At 73.5% G+C, this 16,121-nt stretch carries 16 protein-coding genes; 9 read left to right on the forward strand and 7 right to left on the reverse strand.

From position 1 onward, the window contains the following. Positions 1-259 precede the first annotated feature (259 nt). Positions 260-1,351: a slipin family protein gene (locus AR3_RS16870; RefSeq protein ID WP_067915169.1), complete on the forward strand. Its 1,092-nt coding sequence runs from the start codon at positions 260-262 to the stop codon at positions 1,349-1,351. 3 nt (positions 1,352-1,354) lie between these two features. Here AR3_RS16870 and AR3_RS16875 read toward each other — a convergent pair whose 3' ends face one another. Further along, positions 1,355-2,311 carry a zinc-binding dehydrogenase gene (locus AR3_RS16875; RefSeq protein WP_067915170.1) on the reverse strand — a complete coding sequence of 319 codons (957 nt, stop codon included), beginning with the start codon at positions 2,309-2,311 and terminating at the stop codon, positions 1,355-1,357. A 126-nt stretch (positions 2,312-2,437) separates the two neighbouring features. Between AR3_RS16875 and AR3_RS16880 the strand changes: the two genes are divergently transcribed. The 5 genes from AR3_RS16880 (at position 2,438) to AR3_RS16895 (ending at position 5,539) form a co-directional block, all read left to right on the forward strand. Beyond that, positions 2,438-2,839, forward strand: coding sequence for a winged helix-turn-helix transcriptional regulator (locus tag AR3_RS16880; RefSeq protein WP_067915171.1), 402 nt, complete (start codon positions 2,438-2,440; stop codon positions 2,837-2,839). Between the two features lie 70 nt (positions 2,840-2,909). After that, on the forward strand, positions 2,910-3,071 hold the full coding sequence (locus AR3_RS31150; protein ID WP_169803847.1) for a Sp36 family protein: 162 nt from the start codon (positions 2,910-2,912) through the stop codon (positions 3,069-3,071). Then, positions 3,068-3,535 carry a RidA family protein gene (locus AR3_RS16885; protein ID WP_067915172.1) on the forward strand — a complete coding sequence of 156 codons (468 nt, stop codon included), beginning with the start codon at positions 3,068-3,070 and terminating at the stop codon, positions 3,533-3,535. Before AR3_RS31150 ends, AR3_RS16885 begins: the two co-directional genes overlap by 4 nt. A 221-nt stretch (positions 3,536-3,756) precedes the next feature. Beyond that, positions 3,757-4,593: an NUDIX hydrolase gene (locus AR3_RS16890; protein ID WP_390098995.1), complete on the forward strand. Its 837-nt coding sequence runs from the start codon at positions 3,757-3,759 to the stop codon at positions 4,591-4,593. 121 nt (positions 4,594-4,714) lie between these two features. Next, complete coding sequence (locus AR3_RS16895; protein WP_067915173.1) at positions 4,715-5,539, forward strand: MBL fold metallo-hydrolase; 825 nt, start codon at positions 4,715-4,717, stop codon at positions 5,537-5,539. A gap of 335 nt (positions 5,540-5,874) precedes the next feature. On the opposite strand, the gene AR3_RS16900 is transcribed toward AR3_RS16895, so the two are convergent. Continuing rightward, positions 5,875-6,561, reverse strand: a complete 687-nt coding sequence (locus AR3_RS16900; RefSeq protein WP_245637899.1) for a Crp/Fnr family transcriptional regulator — start codon at positions 6,559-6,561, stop codon at positions 5,875-5,877. Between the two features lie 409 nt (positions 6,562-6,970). On the opposite strand from AR3_RS16900, the gene nth reads away from it, so the two are divergent. From nth to AR3_RS16915, 3 genes are all read left to right on the forward strand, one after another. After that, positions 6,971-7,699 (forward strand): endonuclease III, encoded by a 729-nt coding sequence (gene nth / locus AR3_RS16905; RefSeq protein WP_067915175.1) that lies wholly within the window; start codon positions 6,971-6,973, stop codon positions 7,697-7,699. A 115-nt stretch (positions 7,700-7,814) separates the two neighbouring features. Then, a complete protein-coding gene (locus AR3_RS16910; RefSeq protein ID WP_067915176.1) occupies positions 7,815-8,432 on the forward strand; it encodes an NUDIX hydrolase in 618 nt (205 codons plus the stop codon). 221 nt (positions 8,433-8,653) lie between these two features. Beyond that, complete coding sequence (locus AR3_RS16915) at positions 8,654-9,850, forward strand: MarP family serine protease (protein ID WP_174545455.1); 1,197 nt, start codon at positions 8,654-8,656, stop codon at positions 9,848-9,850. Positions 9,851-9,871: 21 nt separating this feature from the next. On the opposite strand, the gene AR3_RS16920 is transcribed toward AR3_RS16915, so the two are convergent. The 5 genes from AR3_RS16920 to acs form a co-directional block, all read right to left on the reverse strand. Further along, a complete protein-coding gene (locus tag AR3_RS16920; protein WP_067915177.1) occupies positions 9,872-10,339 on the reverse strand; it encodes a DUF309 domain-containing protein in 468 nt (155 codons plus the stop codon). A 75-nt stretch (positions 10,340-10,414) separates the two neighbouring features. Further along, complete coding sequence (locus tag AR3_RS16925; protein WP_067915178.1) at positions 10,415-11,332, reverse strand: alpha/beta fold hydrolase; 918 nt, start codon at positions 11,330-11,332, stop codon at positions 10,415-10,417. A gap of 7 nt (positions 11,333-11,339) precedes the next feature. Next, the gene (locus AR3_RS16930; protein ID WP_067915179.1) at positions 11,340-11,771 is read right to left on the reverse strand and encodes a phage holin family protein; all 432 of its coding nucleotides are present in this window, start codon (positions 11,769-11,771) and stop codon (positions 11,340-11,342) included. Positions 11,772-11,990: 219 nt separating this feature from the next. Continuing rightward, positions 11,991-13,232, reverse strand: a complete 1,242-nt coding sequence (nhaA, locus tag AR3_RS16935) for a Na+/H+ antiporter NhaA (RefSeq protein ID WP_067915180.1) — start codon at positions 13,230-13,232, stop codon at positions 11,991-11,993. 611 nt (positions 13,233-13,843) lie between these two features. After that, complete coding sequence (acs, locus tag AR3_RS16940; protein ID WP_067915181.1) at positions 13,844-15,817, reverse strand: acetate--CoA ligase; 1,974 nt, start codon at positions 15,815-15,817, stop codon at positions 13,844-13,846. Positions 15,818-16,121: the final 304 nt, after the last annotated feature.

The following is a 16,121-nucleotide window of genomic DNA, read 5'->3' on the forward strand; positions in this document are numbered from 1 at the left end:
CGCCCGCCTGAACCGTCCGGGCCGGCGGGTCGTCCAGGTCGATTCCGGCCCGGCCGCTCCGCCCCGAACCGGCCGGGACGTTCGCGTCGGCCGCGCCGTCCCGAAGCGACCGGGCGCCGCCGCGGGACGGTACCGGACCTCCGCGGGTCGGCGCCGCCGTCGCGGAGGTCCGCCGCGCCGCCGTCGCGGCGCCGCGTCCGCGACGCTCAGGTCCCCGGTGGTCCGGGGAGTTCGGGCCCGTCAACGAAAGGTGCCCGTGATGGCGGTAACACTCACCATCGTCTTCATCGTCGTCCTCCTGGCTTTGATCGCCGCCGGGTCGTCCCTTCGGGTGGTGCAGCAGTACGAGCACGGCATCGTCTTCCGGTTCGGGCAGGTGCGGCGCGGCGACAGCCTGCGTCCCGGCGCGGTCCGGCCGCCCGGCCTCACCATGATCATCCCGATCGTGGAGCGGATGCAGAAGGTCAACCGGCAGACGGTCACCATGAACGTGCCGGCGCAGGAGGGCATCACCCAGGACAACGTGTCCGTGCGGGTCGACGCGGTCGTCTACTTCCGCGTGATCGACCCGGTGAAGGCCATCGTCAACGTGCAGAACTACGGGTACGCGGTGTCCCAGATCGGGCAGACCTCGCTGCGTTCGGTGATCGGCCAGACCGACATGCAGGAGCTGCTGGGCGAGCGCGAGAAGATCAACCTGCGGCTCCGCTCGATCATGGACGAGATCACCGAGGGCCCGTGGGGCATCCGCATCGAACGCGTCGAGATCAAGGACGTGTCGCTGCCGGAGGGCATGAAGCGGTCCATGGCCCGGCAGGCCGAGGCCGAACGGGAGCGCCGCGCCCGGATCATCGCGGCGGACGGCGAGTTCCAGGCGTCCAAGCGGCTGGCCGCGGCCGCCGAGATCATGTCCCAGGACCCGGCCGCCCTGCAGCTGCGGCTGCTGCAGACGGTCGTGGACGTGTCGGCCGAGAAGAACAGCACGCTGATCATGCCGTTCCCGGTGGAGCTGCTGCGGTTCTTCGACCGGATGACCGGCGGCTCCGGCGCGGCGGCCCGATCCGGCGGCGAGGGCAAGACCGACCTCGGCGAACGCCTCGCCAAGGCCGAGGAGGAGCTCGCCAAGGCCGCCGAGAGCGGCCCGGCGCTTCAGTCGACCAAGGACGTCCCGCCGGTCATCGGCCTGGACCAGCCGTCGCACAAGACCGCCTCGCCGCTCGCCGGTCCCGCCCCCGAGGGGCGGCAGGGCATCGCCGACGCCCGGTCGTCCTCGGATGAGACCGCCGCGCCGCCCTCGGGGGAGCCTGCGGGACGGCCCGCCGGGGAACCGGAGGACCCCGGCGGGCGGTGACGGCTACGGCGTCAGGACCAGGCGTCCCCGCAGACCGCCCTGCTCCAGCAGGCGGTGCGCCTCGGCGGCCTGCGACAGCGGCAGCGTCCGCGCCACCCGGGGCGTCAGCCGGCCGGCGTCGACCAGCGCCGCCAGCAGGTCCAGCTGCGCGGCGTCGGCGCGGATCCACACGTTGGCGACGCGGATGCCGCGCACCGGGGGCGGCACCGCGGGGCCGCCGAGGACCGCGACGAACGCCCCGCCGTTGCGCACCGCCTCCATTGCCGCGAGGCCGGTGACGGCGGCGTCGATCGCGCCGTCCACCCCGCCCGGGACGAGTGCGCGGACGGCGTCGCCGAGGTGAGCGCCGCGCGGCACGAAGTGCTCGGCGCCGAACCCGCGCACCAGCGCTTCGTCGGCGGCCGCGGCGGACGCCACCACGCGCAGTCCGCGGTGCGCGGCGAGCTCGACCGCGTAGCCGCCGACCGCGCCGGCCGCCCCGGTGACGAGCACCGTGGCCCCGGGCGGAAGGTCGAGCAGGTCCAGCGCCTGCAACGCGGTCAACCCGTTCAGCGGCACCGTGGCGGCGTGGACGGCGTCGACGGACCGCGGCGCGCGCGCCACGGCGTCCACGTCCAGGACGACGGCCTCCGCGTGGGTGCCCACGGGGACGTCGAGACGGTCCTTCACGCCGAAGACCTCGTCGCCCACGGCCAGACGCTCCACGTCGGGCCCTACGGCGTCGACCGTTCCGGCGACGTCCCAGCCCAGGCCGAAGGCGTCCCGCGATCCGGGCCCGCCCGGCAGGGGCATCACGCCGGCGTGCGCCAGCGCTCCGTTCCGGACGGCCACGTCCACCGGATTGACCGCCGCCGCGGCGACCCGGACGCGCACCTGGCGCGGTCCCGGGACGGGCTCGGCGACCTCGACCTCCTGCAGCGCCTCGATGCCCCCGGGCTCCTTGACGATGATCGCACGCATGATCGAACTCCCTGTCGACGGATGTGCAGCGGGAGACCTCCCGCACCGATCACGGTCGCCGGAACAGCCGGCGCGCCGGAAGGAGTTACCTGAAAGTGCGTTCGGCACCCGGAGGTGAAACCGCAGATGGCGACGATGACCGCCGCGCAGCGCCGGCAGGCCGCCAAGGCCGCGTTCGAGGAGTACCTGCAGGTGTGTCCCGCGCACCAGGTGTTGGAGATCATCGGGTCCAAGTGGGTGTCGCTGGTGCTGTCCCGGCTGGCCGACGGGCCGCGCCGCTACGCCGAGCTCAGCCGGGCGCTGCCCGCGGCCAGCGCCAAGATGCTCACCCAGACGCTGCGCGCCCTGGAGCGCGACGGCTTCGTGACGCGCGAGGTCACCCCCGCCGTTCCGGTGCGCGTCCGCTACGCCCTCACTCCGCTCGGCGAGCGCCTCGTCCCGCTGCTGGCCGCGATCAAGCAGTGGGCCGACGAGCACATCGACGAGATCCACGCCGCCCGCGCCCGGTACGACGCGTCCCGGCCCTGATCTCGGCCCCGCCGGGGGAGAGAAGACCGCGCCGGGGGCGGGAAAGAGGCGGTCGCTAGGCTGAGTGGCCATGAAGAAGTGGGAGTACGCGACCGTTCCGCTGCTGGTCCACGCGACCAAGCAGATCCTCGACACCTGGGGCCAGGACGGGTGGGAGCTCGTCACCGTCCTGCCGGGGCCCAACCCTGAGAACCTGGTGGCCTACTTCAAGCGGCCGCTGGAGGAGAAGTGACGGCGGGCACGCCCGAGGAGCGGCTCCGCGAGCTCGGGCTGGAGCTGCCCGAGGTCGCCGCGCCGGCCGGGTCGTACGTGCCCACGGTCCGCACCGGCTCCCTGGTCTACACCGCCGGGCAGGTGCCGTTCGTCAAGGGCGAGCTGCGCGTGACGGGCAAGGTCGGCGCCGAGGTCGGCCTGGAGGACGCCGTCGAGCAGGCCCGCATCTGCGCGCTCAACGCGATCGCCGCGCTGCGCGCCGAGGTCGGGGAGCTGTCCCGGGTGCGGCGCATCGTCAAGGTCGTCGGCTTCGTGGCCAGCGCGCCGGACTTCTACGACCAGCCGAAGGTCGTCAACGGGGCCAGCGACCTGCTCCGCGACGTGTTCGGGGACGCGGGCCGGCACGCGCGCAGCGCGGTCGGCGTGGCGGCGCTCCCGCTGAACGCGCCCGTCGAAGTGGAGCTCATCGCGGAGGTCTCCTGAACCCGCGAGCGGCGGCCGTGGGCTCGACCCCGCGCGGTCCCGCGGCCGTCGGTGGCCGCCGTCCCGTCCCGGTCCGCGGGGTCGGCGGCTGCGGCGGCCTGGGGTCGCGGGGTTGACGGAATGGCATTCGGTGTGTCCGAATTAGCCCCCATGGGGATGTGTCGAGTCGGCCGCGGGGGAGCGGCGCGCCGCACGGCCGGGGACGGCCAGCGGTGAACGGGTTGAAGCTTCCGGCGCAGTTCGTCGAGCGGATCGAGGGCATACGGGCCGGGCGGATCGAGCCGGCGCCCGCGCGGGACGCCGCGACCGTGGCCGTCCTGCGGGACCATCCCGAGCACGGCCTGCAGGTGTTCATGCTGCGGCGGGTGTCCTCGATGGCGTTCGCGCCGGGGGCGTACGTGTTCCCCGGCGGGTCGGTGGACCCGCGCGACGGCGACGCGGACATCGCCTGGGCGGGGCCGTCCCCGGCGGAGTGGGGCGCCGCGTTCGGCGCCGGGGAGAAGCTGGCGCGGGAGCTGGTCTGCGCGGCGGTGCGCGAGACGTTCGAGGAGAGCCTGATCCTGCTCGCCGGCCCCGCCGAGACGTCCGTGGTCGACGACACCCGGGGCGACGCGTGGGAGGCCGACCGGCAGGCGCTGCTCGCCCGCACCCTGTCGCTGGCCGAGATGCTGGACCGCCGCGGGCTGGTGCTGCGGTCGGACCTGCTGAGGCCGTGGGCGCACTGGATCACGCCCGAGGTGGAGCCGAAGCGGTACGACACGCGCTTCTTCGTCGCCGCGATCCCGCCGGGGCAGCGGGCCGGCGACGTCAGCACCGAGGCCGACCATGTGACGTGGGTGCGGCCCCAGGACGCGCTGGAGCGGGCCCGCGCCGGCGAGTGGTTCCTCATGCCGCCGACCATGGCCACCCTGACCGAGCTGTCGGAGTACCGGACGGTCGCCGACGTGCTGGCGGCCCGGCGGCGGATCGAGACGCACCAGCCCACGGCGGAGATCATCGACGGGGAGCCGTACCTGGTGCTCCCGCCCGTGACCGGCCCCCGCGATGCGCGGGGATGAGCGGCCGTGCCCGGACGTCGGCGGCCCGCCCGGCGGTGGGCGGCACCGTCGGCGCCGCGTCCCCCGGCCCCGGCCGGCCCGCCTGCGCCGGCGGTCGGCGCCGCGGCGCCCGACCTGAAGGATGGGTGAGATGAGCGAGATCGACGGGATGGGGACCGAGCGGGCGACCTGCGTGCTCGCGCCGAACCCGTCGCCGATGACCCTGGACGGCACCAACACCTGGGTCGTCGCCGAGCCCGGCGCGGAGGAGGCGGTCGTCATCGACCCCGGTCCCGAGGACGACGCGCACCTGGAACGCGTGGTGCGCACCGTCTCGGCGCAGGGGCGGCGGGTCGCGCTCGTCCTGCTGACGCACGGGCACCCCGACCACGCGGAGGGCGCCGGGCGGTTCGCGGAGCTGGCCGCGCGGGCCGCCGGACGGCGGGGCGGACCCGTCCCCGTCCGGGCCCTGGACCCCCGGCACCGGCTCGGCGACGAGGGCCTGGCCGAAGGGGACGTGGTCACCACCGGGGGCCTGGAGCTGCGCGTGATGGAGACGCCCGGCCACTCCGACGACTCGCTGACGTTCTGGCTGCCCGCCGACCGCGCCGTCCTCACCGGGGACACCGTGCTCGGGTACGGCACCACGGTGCTCGAGGGCAAGCTCGGCGACTACCTGGCGTCCCTGGACCGGCTGCGCCGGTTCGCCGAGGACATGGAGGCGGCGACGATCCTGCCCGGCCACGGCCCCCGCCTCGACGACCCGATCGCCGCCCTCGACCGCTACATCGCCCACCGCCGCGAGCGGCTGGCGCAGGTGGAGGCGGCCGTGGCCGCGGGCGCCCGCACCGCGCGGGAAGTGGTCGAACGCGTCTACGCCGACGTCGACCGGTCCCTGTGGCCCGCCGCCGAGTGGTCCGTCCAGGCGCAGCTCGACTACCTCAAGGAGCGTTCCGCGGGGACGTGAACCGGGGCGGCGGGCGACAGGCTGCGTGACCGTGCGGTAGCTTGCTCGGCTCTCGCGGCGGACGCCGTCACACCCGCGGGCCGACGCGGCCGACGACGGCCCGGATCGGCGGCCGGGCGTCGGGCGGGGGCGACGCCGCGGCGTGGGAGCGGTGCCGGGCGTCGGCGGCTTCGGCCGAATGGTGAGGCGCAGGGGGCGTCGACAAGGAGCGGTGGACTCGCGTCACCGACCACTGGGACGTGCCGGAGGGGGAGCCAGGGGGACGGCCGGCGCCTTCCGCAAGATCACAAGGTCCCGGCGGGGGGCGTGGTGATCCTGCGGAAGACCGTCCTCGCTCACTTGGAGCGCTTGCGCAGACGTTCGATGTCGAGGATGACCACCGCGCGCGCCTCGATGCGGAGCCAGTTGCGCTGGGCGAAGTCGGCCAGGGCCTTGTTGACGGTCTCCCGCGACGCGCCGACCAGCTGCGCCAGCTCCTCCTGGGTGAGGTCGTGGTGGACGTGCAGCCCCTGCTCGGACGGCTGGCCGAACCGCTCGGCCAGGTCCAGCAGCGCCTTGGCGACGCGGCCGGGCACGTCGGTGAAGACGAGGTCGGCCATCACGTCGTTGGTCCTGCGCAGCCGCTGGGCCAGCGCGCGCAGCAGCTGCACCGCCACCTCGGGGTGCCCGGTCAGCCAGGGCCGCAGGTCGTCGTGGCCGAGCCCGGCCAGACGGCACTCGGTGACCGCGACGGCGCTGGCGGTGCGCGGCCGCGGGTCGAACAGCGACAGCTCGCCGAACATCTCGCTGGGGCCGAGCACGCTCAGCAGGTTCTCCCGCCCGTCCGGGGCGGTGCGGGTCAGCTTGATCTTGCCTTCGAGGACGACGTACAGGCGGTCGCCGGTCTCGCCCTCGCTGAAGAGCGTCTGGCCGCGTGCCAGCCGCACCTCGGTCACGTTGGAGCGCAGCGCCTTGGCGCCCTGCTCGTCGAGCGCCTCGAACAGAGGGGCTCTGCTCAATACGTCCACGTCGCGGTCGGTCACGCTGGTTCTCCTCCTACTAACAACTCCATGCATAGTGTGACGTACGTCCCACCGCGCACGTGAAGGCAGGGCCGCGACGTACCGGATCCGCCCCGGCACCGCGATGAGCTGGACCGGTCCGACCCGCTGTGCAGCCAGATCCTTCCCGCACCAAGTGTACGGACCGGCCGGTGAGGGCAGGTCACACGGCCGCGAAGCCGGTCATCCCCGGTCGGCTCGGGGCGACCGCGACCTCTGGGGCGCCGCCGCGTCGCGGACGCCCGGGGCGCGGCGGGGTGGAGACGCCCGTCCTCCACCGCAAACAGCGATTCCCGTGTCGCGGATTCCTGCGGGCCGGTTCCCTACGCGCCCGACGGCGCGGGTGCGTGGTCGTGCCGCCACGCCGCGTCGACGACGTACCCTTGCCGGCATGGCGAGCGGCAAGGACGGCGGGGGCCGGGCGCAGGAGACGAGGCTGGCGCTCGTCCGGCGGGCCCGCAAGATCAACCGGGTGCTGGCCGAAGAGTATCCCGACGCGCACTGCGAGCTGAACTTCGACGGCCCGTTCCAGCTGCTGATCGCCACCGTGCTGTCGGCGCAGACGACCGACGCGCGGGTCAACCAGACCACCCCGGCGCTGTTCGCCAAGTACCCGACGCCCGAGGACCTGGCCGCCGCCGACCCCGAGGACGTCGAGCGGATCCTGCGGCCGCTGGGGTTCTACCGGGCCAAGACCAGGTCCGTCATGGGCCTGTCGGCCGAGCTGCGGGACCGGTTCGGCGGCGAGGTGCCCCGCACGCTGGACGAGCTGGTCACCCTGCCGGGCGTCGGCCGCAAGACCGCCAACGTGGTGCTCGGCAACGCCTTCGACGTGCCCGGGATCACCGTCGACACCCACTTCGGGCGGCTGGCCCGCCGCTTCGGCTGGACGCGCGAGACCGACCCGGTCAAGGTCGAGCACGAGGTCGGCGAGCTGATCCCGCGCAAGGAGTGGACGATGCTGTCGCACCGGCTGATCTGGCACGGCCGCCGCGTCTGCCACGCGCGCCGGCCCGCCTGCGGCGCGTGCGCGGTGGCGCGGCTGTGCCCGTCCTTCGGCGAGGGCCCGACGGACGAAGAGACCGCCCGCAAGCTCGTCAAAACCGGCCCCTTCTCCTGACCCCCGCTGCGAAGGTGGGAAGGAATCAGGTACTGATCAGGTTGGGAGAGGCGTGAGCGCTACCGCAGTCCCCTGTCCGGCATGGCTCGACCGGTTCGTCGCCGAGGCGCCGCGGATGCCGGTCCCGCCGATGATGCGCCCGGTGGCGACGGCGCGCACCGCGGCGGTGCTGATCCTTTTCGGGGAGGGGCCGCACGGCCCGGACATCCTGCTCACCGAGCGGGCCGCGACGCTCACCAACCACGCCGGGCAGCCCGCGTTCCCCGGCGGCCGGATCGACCCGGACGACGACGGCCCGGTCGGCGCGGCGCTGCGCGAGGCGTACGAGGAGGCCGGGGTCGAGCCGTCGGGCGTGCAGGTCCTGGTCACGCTGCCGGAGCTGTACCTGGCGCGCAGCAACCACCGCGTCACCCCGGTGGCGGCCTGGTGGCGCGAGCCGTCGGAGATCGCCCCGGGGCACCCGGGAGAGGTCGCCACGGTGGCCCGCGTGCCCATCGCCGACCTGGTCGACCCCGCCAACCGGCTGACCGTCCGCTACCCGGGCGGGCTGCGCATGGGCCCCGCCTTCCGGGTGAGCGGCATGCTCGTGTGGGGCTTCACCGCCGCCCTGCTCACCCAGGTGCTGCGCGCGGGCGGCTGGGAGCGCCCCTGGGACGCCGACCGCGTCGAAGACCTCCCCCGCGAAGTCCTGGACCTGGCCGCCCGCGACCGCCGCGGCGCGGCGCGCCGCTGATCCGGCGGGCGCCGGCCGTCCGTACCGCCCCGTGCGGCGCGGGGTCCGTCCCGGCGCCGTCCGCCGGCCGGGCCCCGTCGGCGCGCGGACCGACGCGGTCCGCGGTCGGCTCGGGCACGGCGGGTGATCGTTCCATATCGTGCGAGGCGGTTATGCGGCGGTGCCGAATCTGGTACACGGAGGGGACGTGAACACGGGGCGGCGCGCTATACGGTGAAGCGGTGCTGGGCGACCACATTCTCGATGCGATCCTGCTCGTACTGATCGTGCTGTTCGCGGTCTCGGGCTACCGGCAGGGCTTCATCGTGAGCCTGCTGAGCTTCGCCGGGTTCGTGGGCGGCGGCGTCGTCGGCGTCCTGGTCGCGCCGCCGATCGCGGAGGCCGCGGTGGAGGGCGCGGCCCAGCAGGCGCTGCTGGCGATCGTGGTCGCGTTCCTGGCCGCGACGCTCGGGCAGCTGATCGCGTCGTCCGTGGGCGCCGTGCTGCGCAACCGGGTCACCGGGATGAACGCGCGCGCCGTCGACGCCGCCGGGGGCGCGGTGGTCAGCGCCGTGTCGCTGCTGCTGGTCGCCTGGTTCTTCGGCAGCCTGGTGGCGCGGTCGGAGTTCAAGCCGCTGCGCACGCAGGTGAACGGCTCGTCGATCCTCAAGGGCGTCAACGACGTGATGCCCGAGCAGGCCCAGACGTGGTTCGCCTCCTTCCGCCGGTTCGTGGCCGCCAGCGAGTTCCCGCAGGTGTTCAACGGGCTGGGCGGCGAGTCGGTGACGGAGGTGCCGCCGCCCAACGACGCGATCCTGCGGACCCCGGCGCTGCGCGCCGCCCGGCAGAGCATCGTCAAGGTCACCAGCGTCGCCCCGCAGTGCCAGCGCAAGATCGAGGGAACCGGGTTCGTGTTCGCGCCCGAACGGGTGATGACCAACGCGCACGTGGTGGCGGGCGCGCGCGGGCCGTCCACGATCTCGCTGCTGAACGGCGAGAGCGCGCGCGGCCGGGTGGTGCTGTACGACCCCAAGCGCGACGTCGCCGTCCTGTACGTGCCGGGGCTGCGGGCGCCCGCGCTGAAGTTCGCCGGGCCCGCCCGGGTGCTCGACGACGCCATCATCGCCGGCTTCCCCAAGAACCAGCCGTTCACCACCGGCTCCGCCCGCATCCGTGCGCGGCAGACCGCCAAGGGCCCCGACATCTACCACGCGGGCCAGGTGAGCCGCGAGATCTACGCGATCCGCGGGACGGTGGAGCCCGGCAACTCCGGGGGGCCGCTGCTGTCGACCGACGGCCGCGTGTTCGGGGTCATCTTCGCCGCGGCCTTGGACACGCCGGCCACGGGCTACGCCCTTACCGCCGAGGAGGTCGCCCCGGACGTCCGCTTGGGCGCCCGGGCCACCGTCCCCGTGTCCACGCAGAGCTGCTCCGACTGACGCCCGTTCGCGGGCCTGGGCTTACCGGGCGTCGTTGGTGAGCCGCAGGGTGATGCGGGCTCCTTCGTCCAATGGCTGGGCTGCGGCCAGTGAGCGGGCTTCGCGGACGACGCCGGCGACGTCGACGCCATACGGGGGATCGGCCGCGTACGGTTCCAGGCGGTCGGCGGCGCGTGTCAGCAGCGTCCTGGCCCCGCGGGGGTTGCCGCGCCGCACGTGAGTGATGCCGACGGCCACCTGCGCCAGGCCGCGCCACAGTTCACGTTCGGTCTCCTCGGCGGCCTTCCAGACCGCCTCCAACACTTCGTGCGCGTGGAAGGGGCGGTCGGCGTCCAGCAGCCGTTGCGCCTCAGCCAACGCCTCTTCGGGGGTGAGGGACAGGTCGTCGGGCATCGTCGGCACCCCGACGGCGTCCCGGGGCAGGGGGCGCCCGTACGCGTCGCGCGGGCGGGCGTTGCGCGGCCTTCCCGCCTCGTCCCGATCACGCATGCCTCCACGGTACGCGAGCATGCCCGCCTGGAGCGGGGGCGCTTGCGCGGCGGGCGGACGGCCCGACTCCAGCGGTCAGTATTCGGGGTCGGTGAGCCAGCCGGTGAGGAGGGCGTCGAACGTTTCCGGGCGCTCCTGATGGGGGTAGTGGCCGGCGCCTTCGATGAGCCTCCAGCGGTAGGGCGCCATCACATAGCGTCCCGAACCCTGCGCGCTGGTGGGGAGGGTGCAGCGGTCAAGGGAGCCGTGCAACTGAAGCGTGGGCGCCTGAATGGGGGTGCGCATCCGAACCGCGTAGCGGATGCCGTCCGGTCGCGGCTGCGAGCGGACGAACCACCGGTGGTACTCCAGCGCGCAGTGCGCCACACCGGGGATCTGCACGGCCTTGCGGACGAGACGCTCGGTGCGCTCGTCGGGCCAGCCCGGCCCGGACCACTCGTGCAGCAGCCGCCCCACCAGCGCCGCGTCGTCCCGGACGAGCCGCCGTTCCGGCCACACCGGCAGCTGGAACCCGAAGCTGTGCCGGGCCGCCCACGCCTGCCCGCGCAGGTCGCTGCGCACCGCCTGCCGGAGCCGCAGCGGATGTGGGGCGCCCACCACGGCCAGGCGCTGAACGACCTTGGGGTGGTACACGGCCATCGTCCAGGCGAGCAGGCCGCCCCAGTCGTGCCCGACGACGATCGCGTTGGCCTCGCCGAGCGCGCGCACCAGGCCCGCGGCGTCCTCGGCCAGCGTCACCAGGTCGTAGCCGCGCGGCGGCTTGTCGCTGCCGCCGTAGCCGCGCAGGTCCACCGCCACGGCCCGGTAGCCCGCCCGCGGCAGCGACACCATCTGGTGGTGCCAGGACCACCAGAACATCGGGAAGCCGTGCAGCAGCAGGACCAGAGGGCCCTCGCCCGCCTCGACCACGTGGAAGCGCGTGCCGCCGGCGCTGACCGCGCGGTGCGTCCACGGGCCGTCGACCTCGACGATCGACCCGTCGCTTCCGGGCATGGCGTGCTCAGTCCGTCAGCTCGGGGGTGTCGGAGCCTCCTCGGCGCCGCAGCATCGTCAGGTCGTCGCGCAGCGTGCGACGGGTGCGGCGCGCCCCGTCGATCTTGCGGATGCGCAGGTAGCCGATGCCGATCAGCACCAGGGCCAGCAGCAGGTACGCGCCCGCGACGATGAGGAACGCGGCCCAGTGCCACACGCCCAGCGCGACCAGGCCGTACGCCGCGGCGATGGACAGCAGGATCACGATCACCCCGGCGATCAGCCCGGCGATCGCGAACATCGTCCCGCCCAGGGCGGCCTTCTTGGCGTCGGCCTTGAGCTCCATCTTGGCCAGGTCCATCTCGGCCCGGATCAGGGTGGAGATGTTGCTCGACGCCAGTGCGACCAGTTCACCGAGGGACTTGTCCTCGATCCGCTCGCCCGGCAGTGCGTCGGTCATATCGCTGTCTCCTTCCAGGCCCCGGCTCCCAGGGCTGCTGCGCGCCAGCCTGGCAGCCGAGCGGCTCCTCGGCCACCCGGCGTGACCACCGCGGTCCGGATCCGGCCGCGTCCGCGCCCGGGCGAAGCCGCCGTCGACGCCGTCCGTCCGGCGCGCGGCCGGCCCGTCGGGGGCGGACGGCTCCGCTCGGCCGTCGCCGTCGTCCGCCGGTCTGCCCGATCAGTCCGGCGACGCGGCGGCGGCCCGCGCCCGCGTCCGGACCCGCCGCCGGAAGACGACCGTCGCGCCCGCCGAGGCGAGAAGGCTCGCGATCAGGACCGCTGTCGTCACCCTTTCGAATTGTGCCGGGTCGGTGTACGCCAAACCGCCGATCAGCAGGGATACGGTGAACCCGACCCCGGCGAGCATCGCGACACCCGCGATCTCCCGCCAGTGCAGCTCCTCCCCGAGCGTCGCCAGGCCGAACCGCACGGCCGCCCAGGCTCCGCCGAGGACGCCCACGAATTTACCGATCACCAGTCCGGCGATCACCCCCAGTGCGATGCGGTCGGCGGCGACGTCGTGGAGCGCGGCGCCGTTCAGCGTCACCCCCGCCGACAGGAACGCGAACAGCGGCACGCACACCCCGGCCGAGATCGGACGCAGCACGTGGTCGGCCCGTTCCGCGTTCGTGGGCCTGTCCGGGTCCGAGTTCTCCTTGGGGGAGGTGAGCATGCCCAGCGCCACCCCGGCGACGGTCGCGTGGATGCCGCTCTTGTGGACGAAGTACCAGGCCAGGACCGCCAGCGGGACATAGACCCACGGCGTGCGCACGCCCGCCAGCTGCAACGCCCCGTACACCGCGATCAGCGCGACGCCGGCGAGAAGCGGCACCCACTCCAGGCGCTCGGTGTAGAACACCGCGATGATCGTGATGGCGATGAGGTCGTCGACCACCGCGAGCGTCAGCAGGAACGCGCGCAGCGGCGCCGGGCACGACGAGAACGTCACCGCCAGCACGGCCAGGGCGAACGCGATGTCGGTCGCGGTCGGCACCGCCCAGCCGCGGGCCGCCCCGGGTTCCCCCGCGCTCACCGCGAGGAAGATCAGCGCGGGCAGCGCCACGCCCGCGCAGGCCGCGATCACCGGCAGCGCCGCGTCGCGCGGGTTGCGCAGCTCCCCGTAGGTCAGCTCTTCCCGCAGCTCCACCCCGGCGATGAAGAAGAACACCGCCAGCAGCCCGCCGGACGCCCAGTGCTGCAGGTCCATGTGCCCGAGGTCGAGCCAGGGCGGGCTGATCTCCAGGTGCTGCAACCGCGTGTAGGCCGCGGACCAGGGGGAGTTGGCCCACACCAGCGCCGCCAGCGTCGCCGCCAGCATGATGATCCCGCCGACGGTCTCCAGGCGCAGGGCCTCGGCGAGATGGCGCGCGTAGCGGACGGTCGGACGGATCGGCCAGGTCGTGGCGGCGCGGCGCGGCATGGCACTCCCGAGAGGGATCGGGCGGACACGGTCTCGCGAGCCGATGCCGTCCCCCGCCGGAACGGAAGCCACGAGATCGGCTCGTCGCCGACCAGACTTCCCGGCACACCCGGGCTCAGCCTACCCGGTTGATCGTCCGGTATGTCCGTTGCTGTCGCCGCTCTGCGATCGGATCGCCGGGCCGCCGCCCACCCTGGACGACCTGCGTGACTGAGTCCGCGCCGCGATGCCCGCCCCCGCCGCGCCGCGCTCGCAGGACGCTCGGGCCGCCCCTTCCTGCGCAGTCTGCGCTACGTCGTCGTGGACGAGGCCCACGGGTACAGAGGAGTCTTCGCCGCGTGTGCGCGCGGTATGAGACCTTGCCCGCCTAAACGGACACCACGGCCCGACACACGTCGCTTCTCCACATCGCCGCCCGAGCCGTCAGGCGTCTCCGGGACGGCGCGCGTGATCGGCCTCCCGGGGAACCGGGAGGCCGATCAGAGCGGCGGACGCCCTGCTGCTCTCAGAGGTGCCTCAGACTGCCCTGACGTGCCCGGCGGCCGTTTCCGCGCCTGAGAGAGGCTGCCGGGCGCGTCGAGGGCCGTCCTGGCATGCGGAGGCGCCGAGCGTCAGTCCTCCGGCTTGGCGCTGGGGAGCTTCGCGCGGATGAGGTCCATCACCGAGCTGTCGGTCAGCGTGGTCACGTCGCCCAGCGACCGGTTCTCCGCCACGTCGCGCAGCAGACGCCGCATGATCTTGCCGGAGCGGGTCTTGGGCAGCTCCGGAACGATCATGATCTGGCGGGGCTTGGCGATCGGGCCGAGCGTCTTGGCGACGTGATCGCGCAGCTCCGCCACGAAGCCCTCGCCCTCGACCTCCTCGCCGGCGCTGCCGCGGGGGATGACGAACGCCACGATGGCCTGGCCGGTGACCGGGTCGGTCGAGCCGACCACCGCCGCCTCGGCGACCTTGGGATGCGACACCAGGGCCGACTCGACCTCGGTGGTGGAGATGTTGTGCCCGGACACCAGCATCACGTCGTCCACCCGGCCGAGCAGCCAGATGTCGCCGTCCTCGTCCCTCTTGGCGCCGTCGCCCGCGAAGTACAGGCCGTCGAAGCGCGACCAGTACGTCTTGACGTACCGCTCGTCGTCGCCCCAGATGGTGCGCAGCATCGCCGGCCACGGCTCCTTGAGCACCAGGAACCCGCCGCCGCCGTTGGGCACCGACTGCGCCTGGTCGTCCACCACGTCCGCCACGACGCCCGGCAGGGGCCGCATCGCCGCGCCGGGCTTGGCGGCCGTGACGCCCGGCAGCGGGCTGATCATGATGGCGCCGGTCTCGGTCTGCCACCAGGTGTCGACGACCGGGCAGCGTCCGCCGCCGATGTGCTGCCGGTACCAGACGTAGGCCTCCGGGTTGATCGGCTCGCCCACGCTGCCCAGCACGCGCAGCGACGACAGGTCGAACTGGGCGGGGATGTCGTCGCCCCACTTCATGAAGGTGCGGATGGCGGTCGGCGCGGTGTAGAAGATCGTGACCTTGTACTTCTGGATGATCTCCCACCAGCGGCCCTTGTGCGGCGTGTCGGGGGTGCCCTCGTAGATGACGCTGGTGGCGCCGTTGGCGAGCGGCCCGTACACGATGTAGGAGTGGCCGGTCACCCAGCCGATGTCGGCCGAGCACCAGTAGACGTCGGTCTCCGGCTTGAGGTCGAACACCGCGTAGTGGGTGTAGGCCACCTGGGTCAGGTAGCCGCCCGCGGTGTGCAGGATGCCCTTGGGCTTACCGGTCGTCCCCGACGTGTACAGGATGTAGAGCGGGTGCTCGGCGTCGAACGCCTCGGGGGTGTGCTGGTCGGACTGCCGGTCGACGAGGTCGTGCCACCACACGTCCCGGGGGTTCTCGGCGATCTGCTCGCCGGTGCGCCGCACCACGACGACGCGCTCGACCGACGGGGTGCTGTCGTCCTTGAGCGCCTCGTCCACGATCGCCTTGAGCGCGGACGGCTTGCCGCGCCGGAAGCCGCCGTCGGCGGTGATGACGACCTTTGCCTGCGCGTCGTTGATCCGGGTGCGCAGCGCGTCGGCGGAGAAGCCGCCGAACACGACCGAGTGGGTGGCGCCGATCCGCGCGCACGCCAGCATCGAGATCGGCAGCTCCGGGATCATCGGCAGGTAGATGGCCACCCGGTCGCCTTTGCGCACGCCCAGTTCGAGCAGCGCGTTGGCCGCCTTGCTGACCTCCCTCTGGAGTTCGGCGTAGGTGATGGTGCGGGTGTCGCCGGGCTCGCCCTCCCAGTGGTAGGCGACCCGGTCCCCCAGTCCGGCCTCGACGTGGCGGTCCACGCAGTTGTAGGCGACGTTCAGCTCGCCGCCCACGAACCACTTGGCGAACGGGGGGTTGCTCCAGTCCAGCACGGTGTCCCAGCGCTTGGACCAGGTCAGCCGGTCGGCCTGCCGGGCCCAGAAGCCGAGCCGGTCCGCGTTCGCCTCCTCGTACGCCTCGGCGGTGACGTTGGCGGTTTCGGCCAGCTCCGCTGGCGGAGCGAAGCGCCGCGTCTCCTGCAGCAGGTTCGAGAGTGTCTCTTGGCTCTGGCTCAACGCGTACTCCTTGCTTGCGACAGAGGAAGGCGCCCCGGTGTGCCCCACTTCACCAGGCGAGGGTCCCTCTTTACAACCCTCCCCGCGCTACGTCCTTCCGTCCTGTCGCCTTTCGGCCGACAACGTCCGTCGTCCGAGAGCTCCCTCGACCTCGTCATGAGCGAGCGAGCGGCGCAACACTGCAGGCAGGATTGACAACCCCCAAGCGCATCTGAGCTGCAAGGCCGAGAAGCCGTAGAGACACGTCCGCCACCCACGGCTCCAGGGGGCGAGGTGCAAGAGAGGGCCGCATGACGTTGTCCGC

The sequence above is a fragment of the Actinomadura rubrobrunea NBRC 15275 genome (assembly GCF_001552235.1).
Lineage (GTDB): Bacteria > Actinomycetota > Actinomycetes > Streptosporangiales > Streptosporangiaceae > Spirillospora > Spirillospora viridilutea.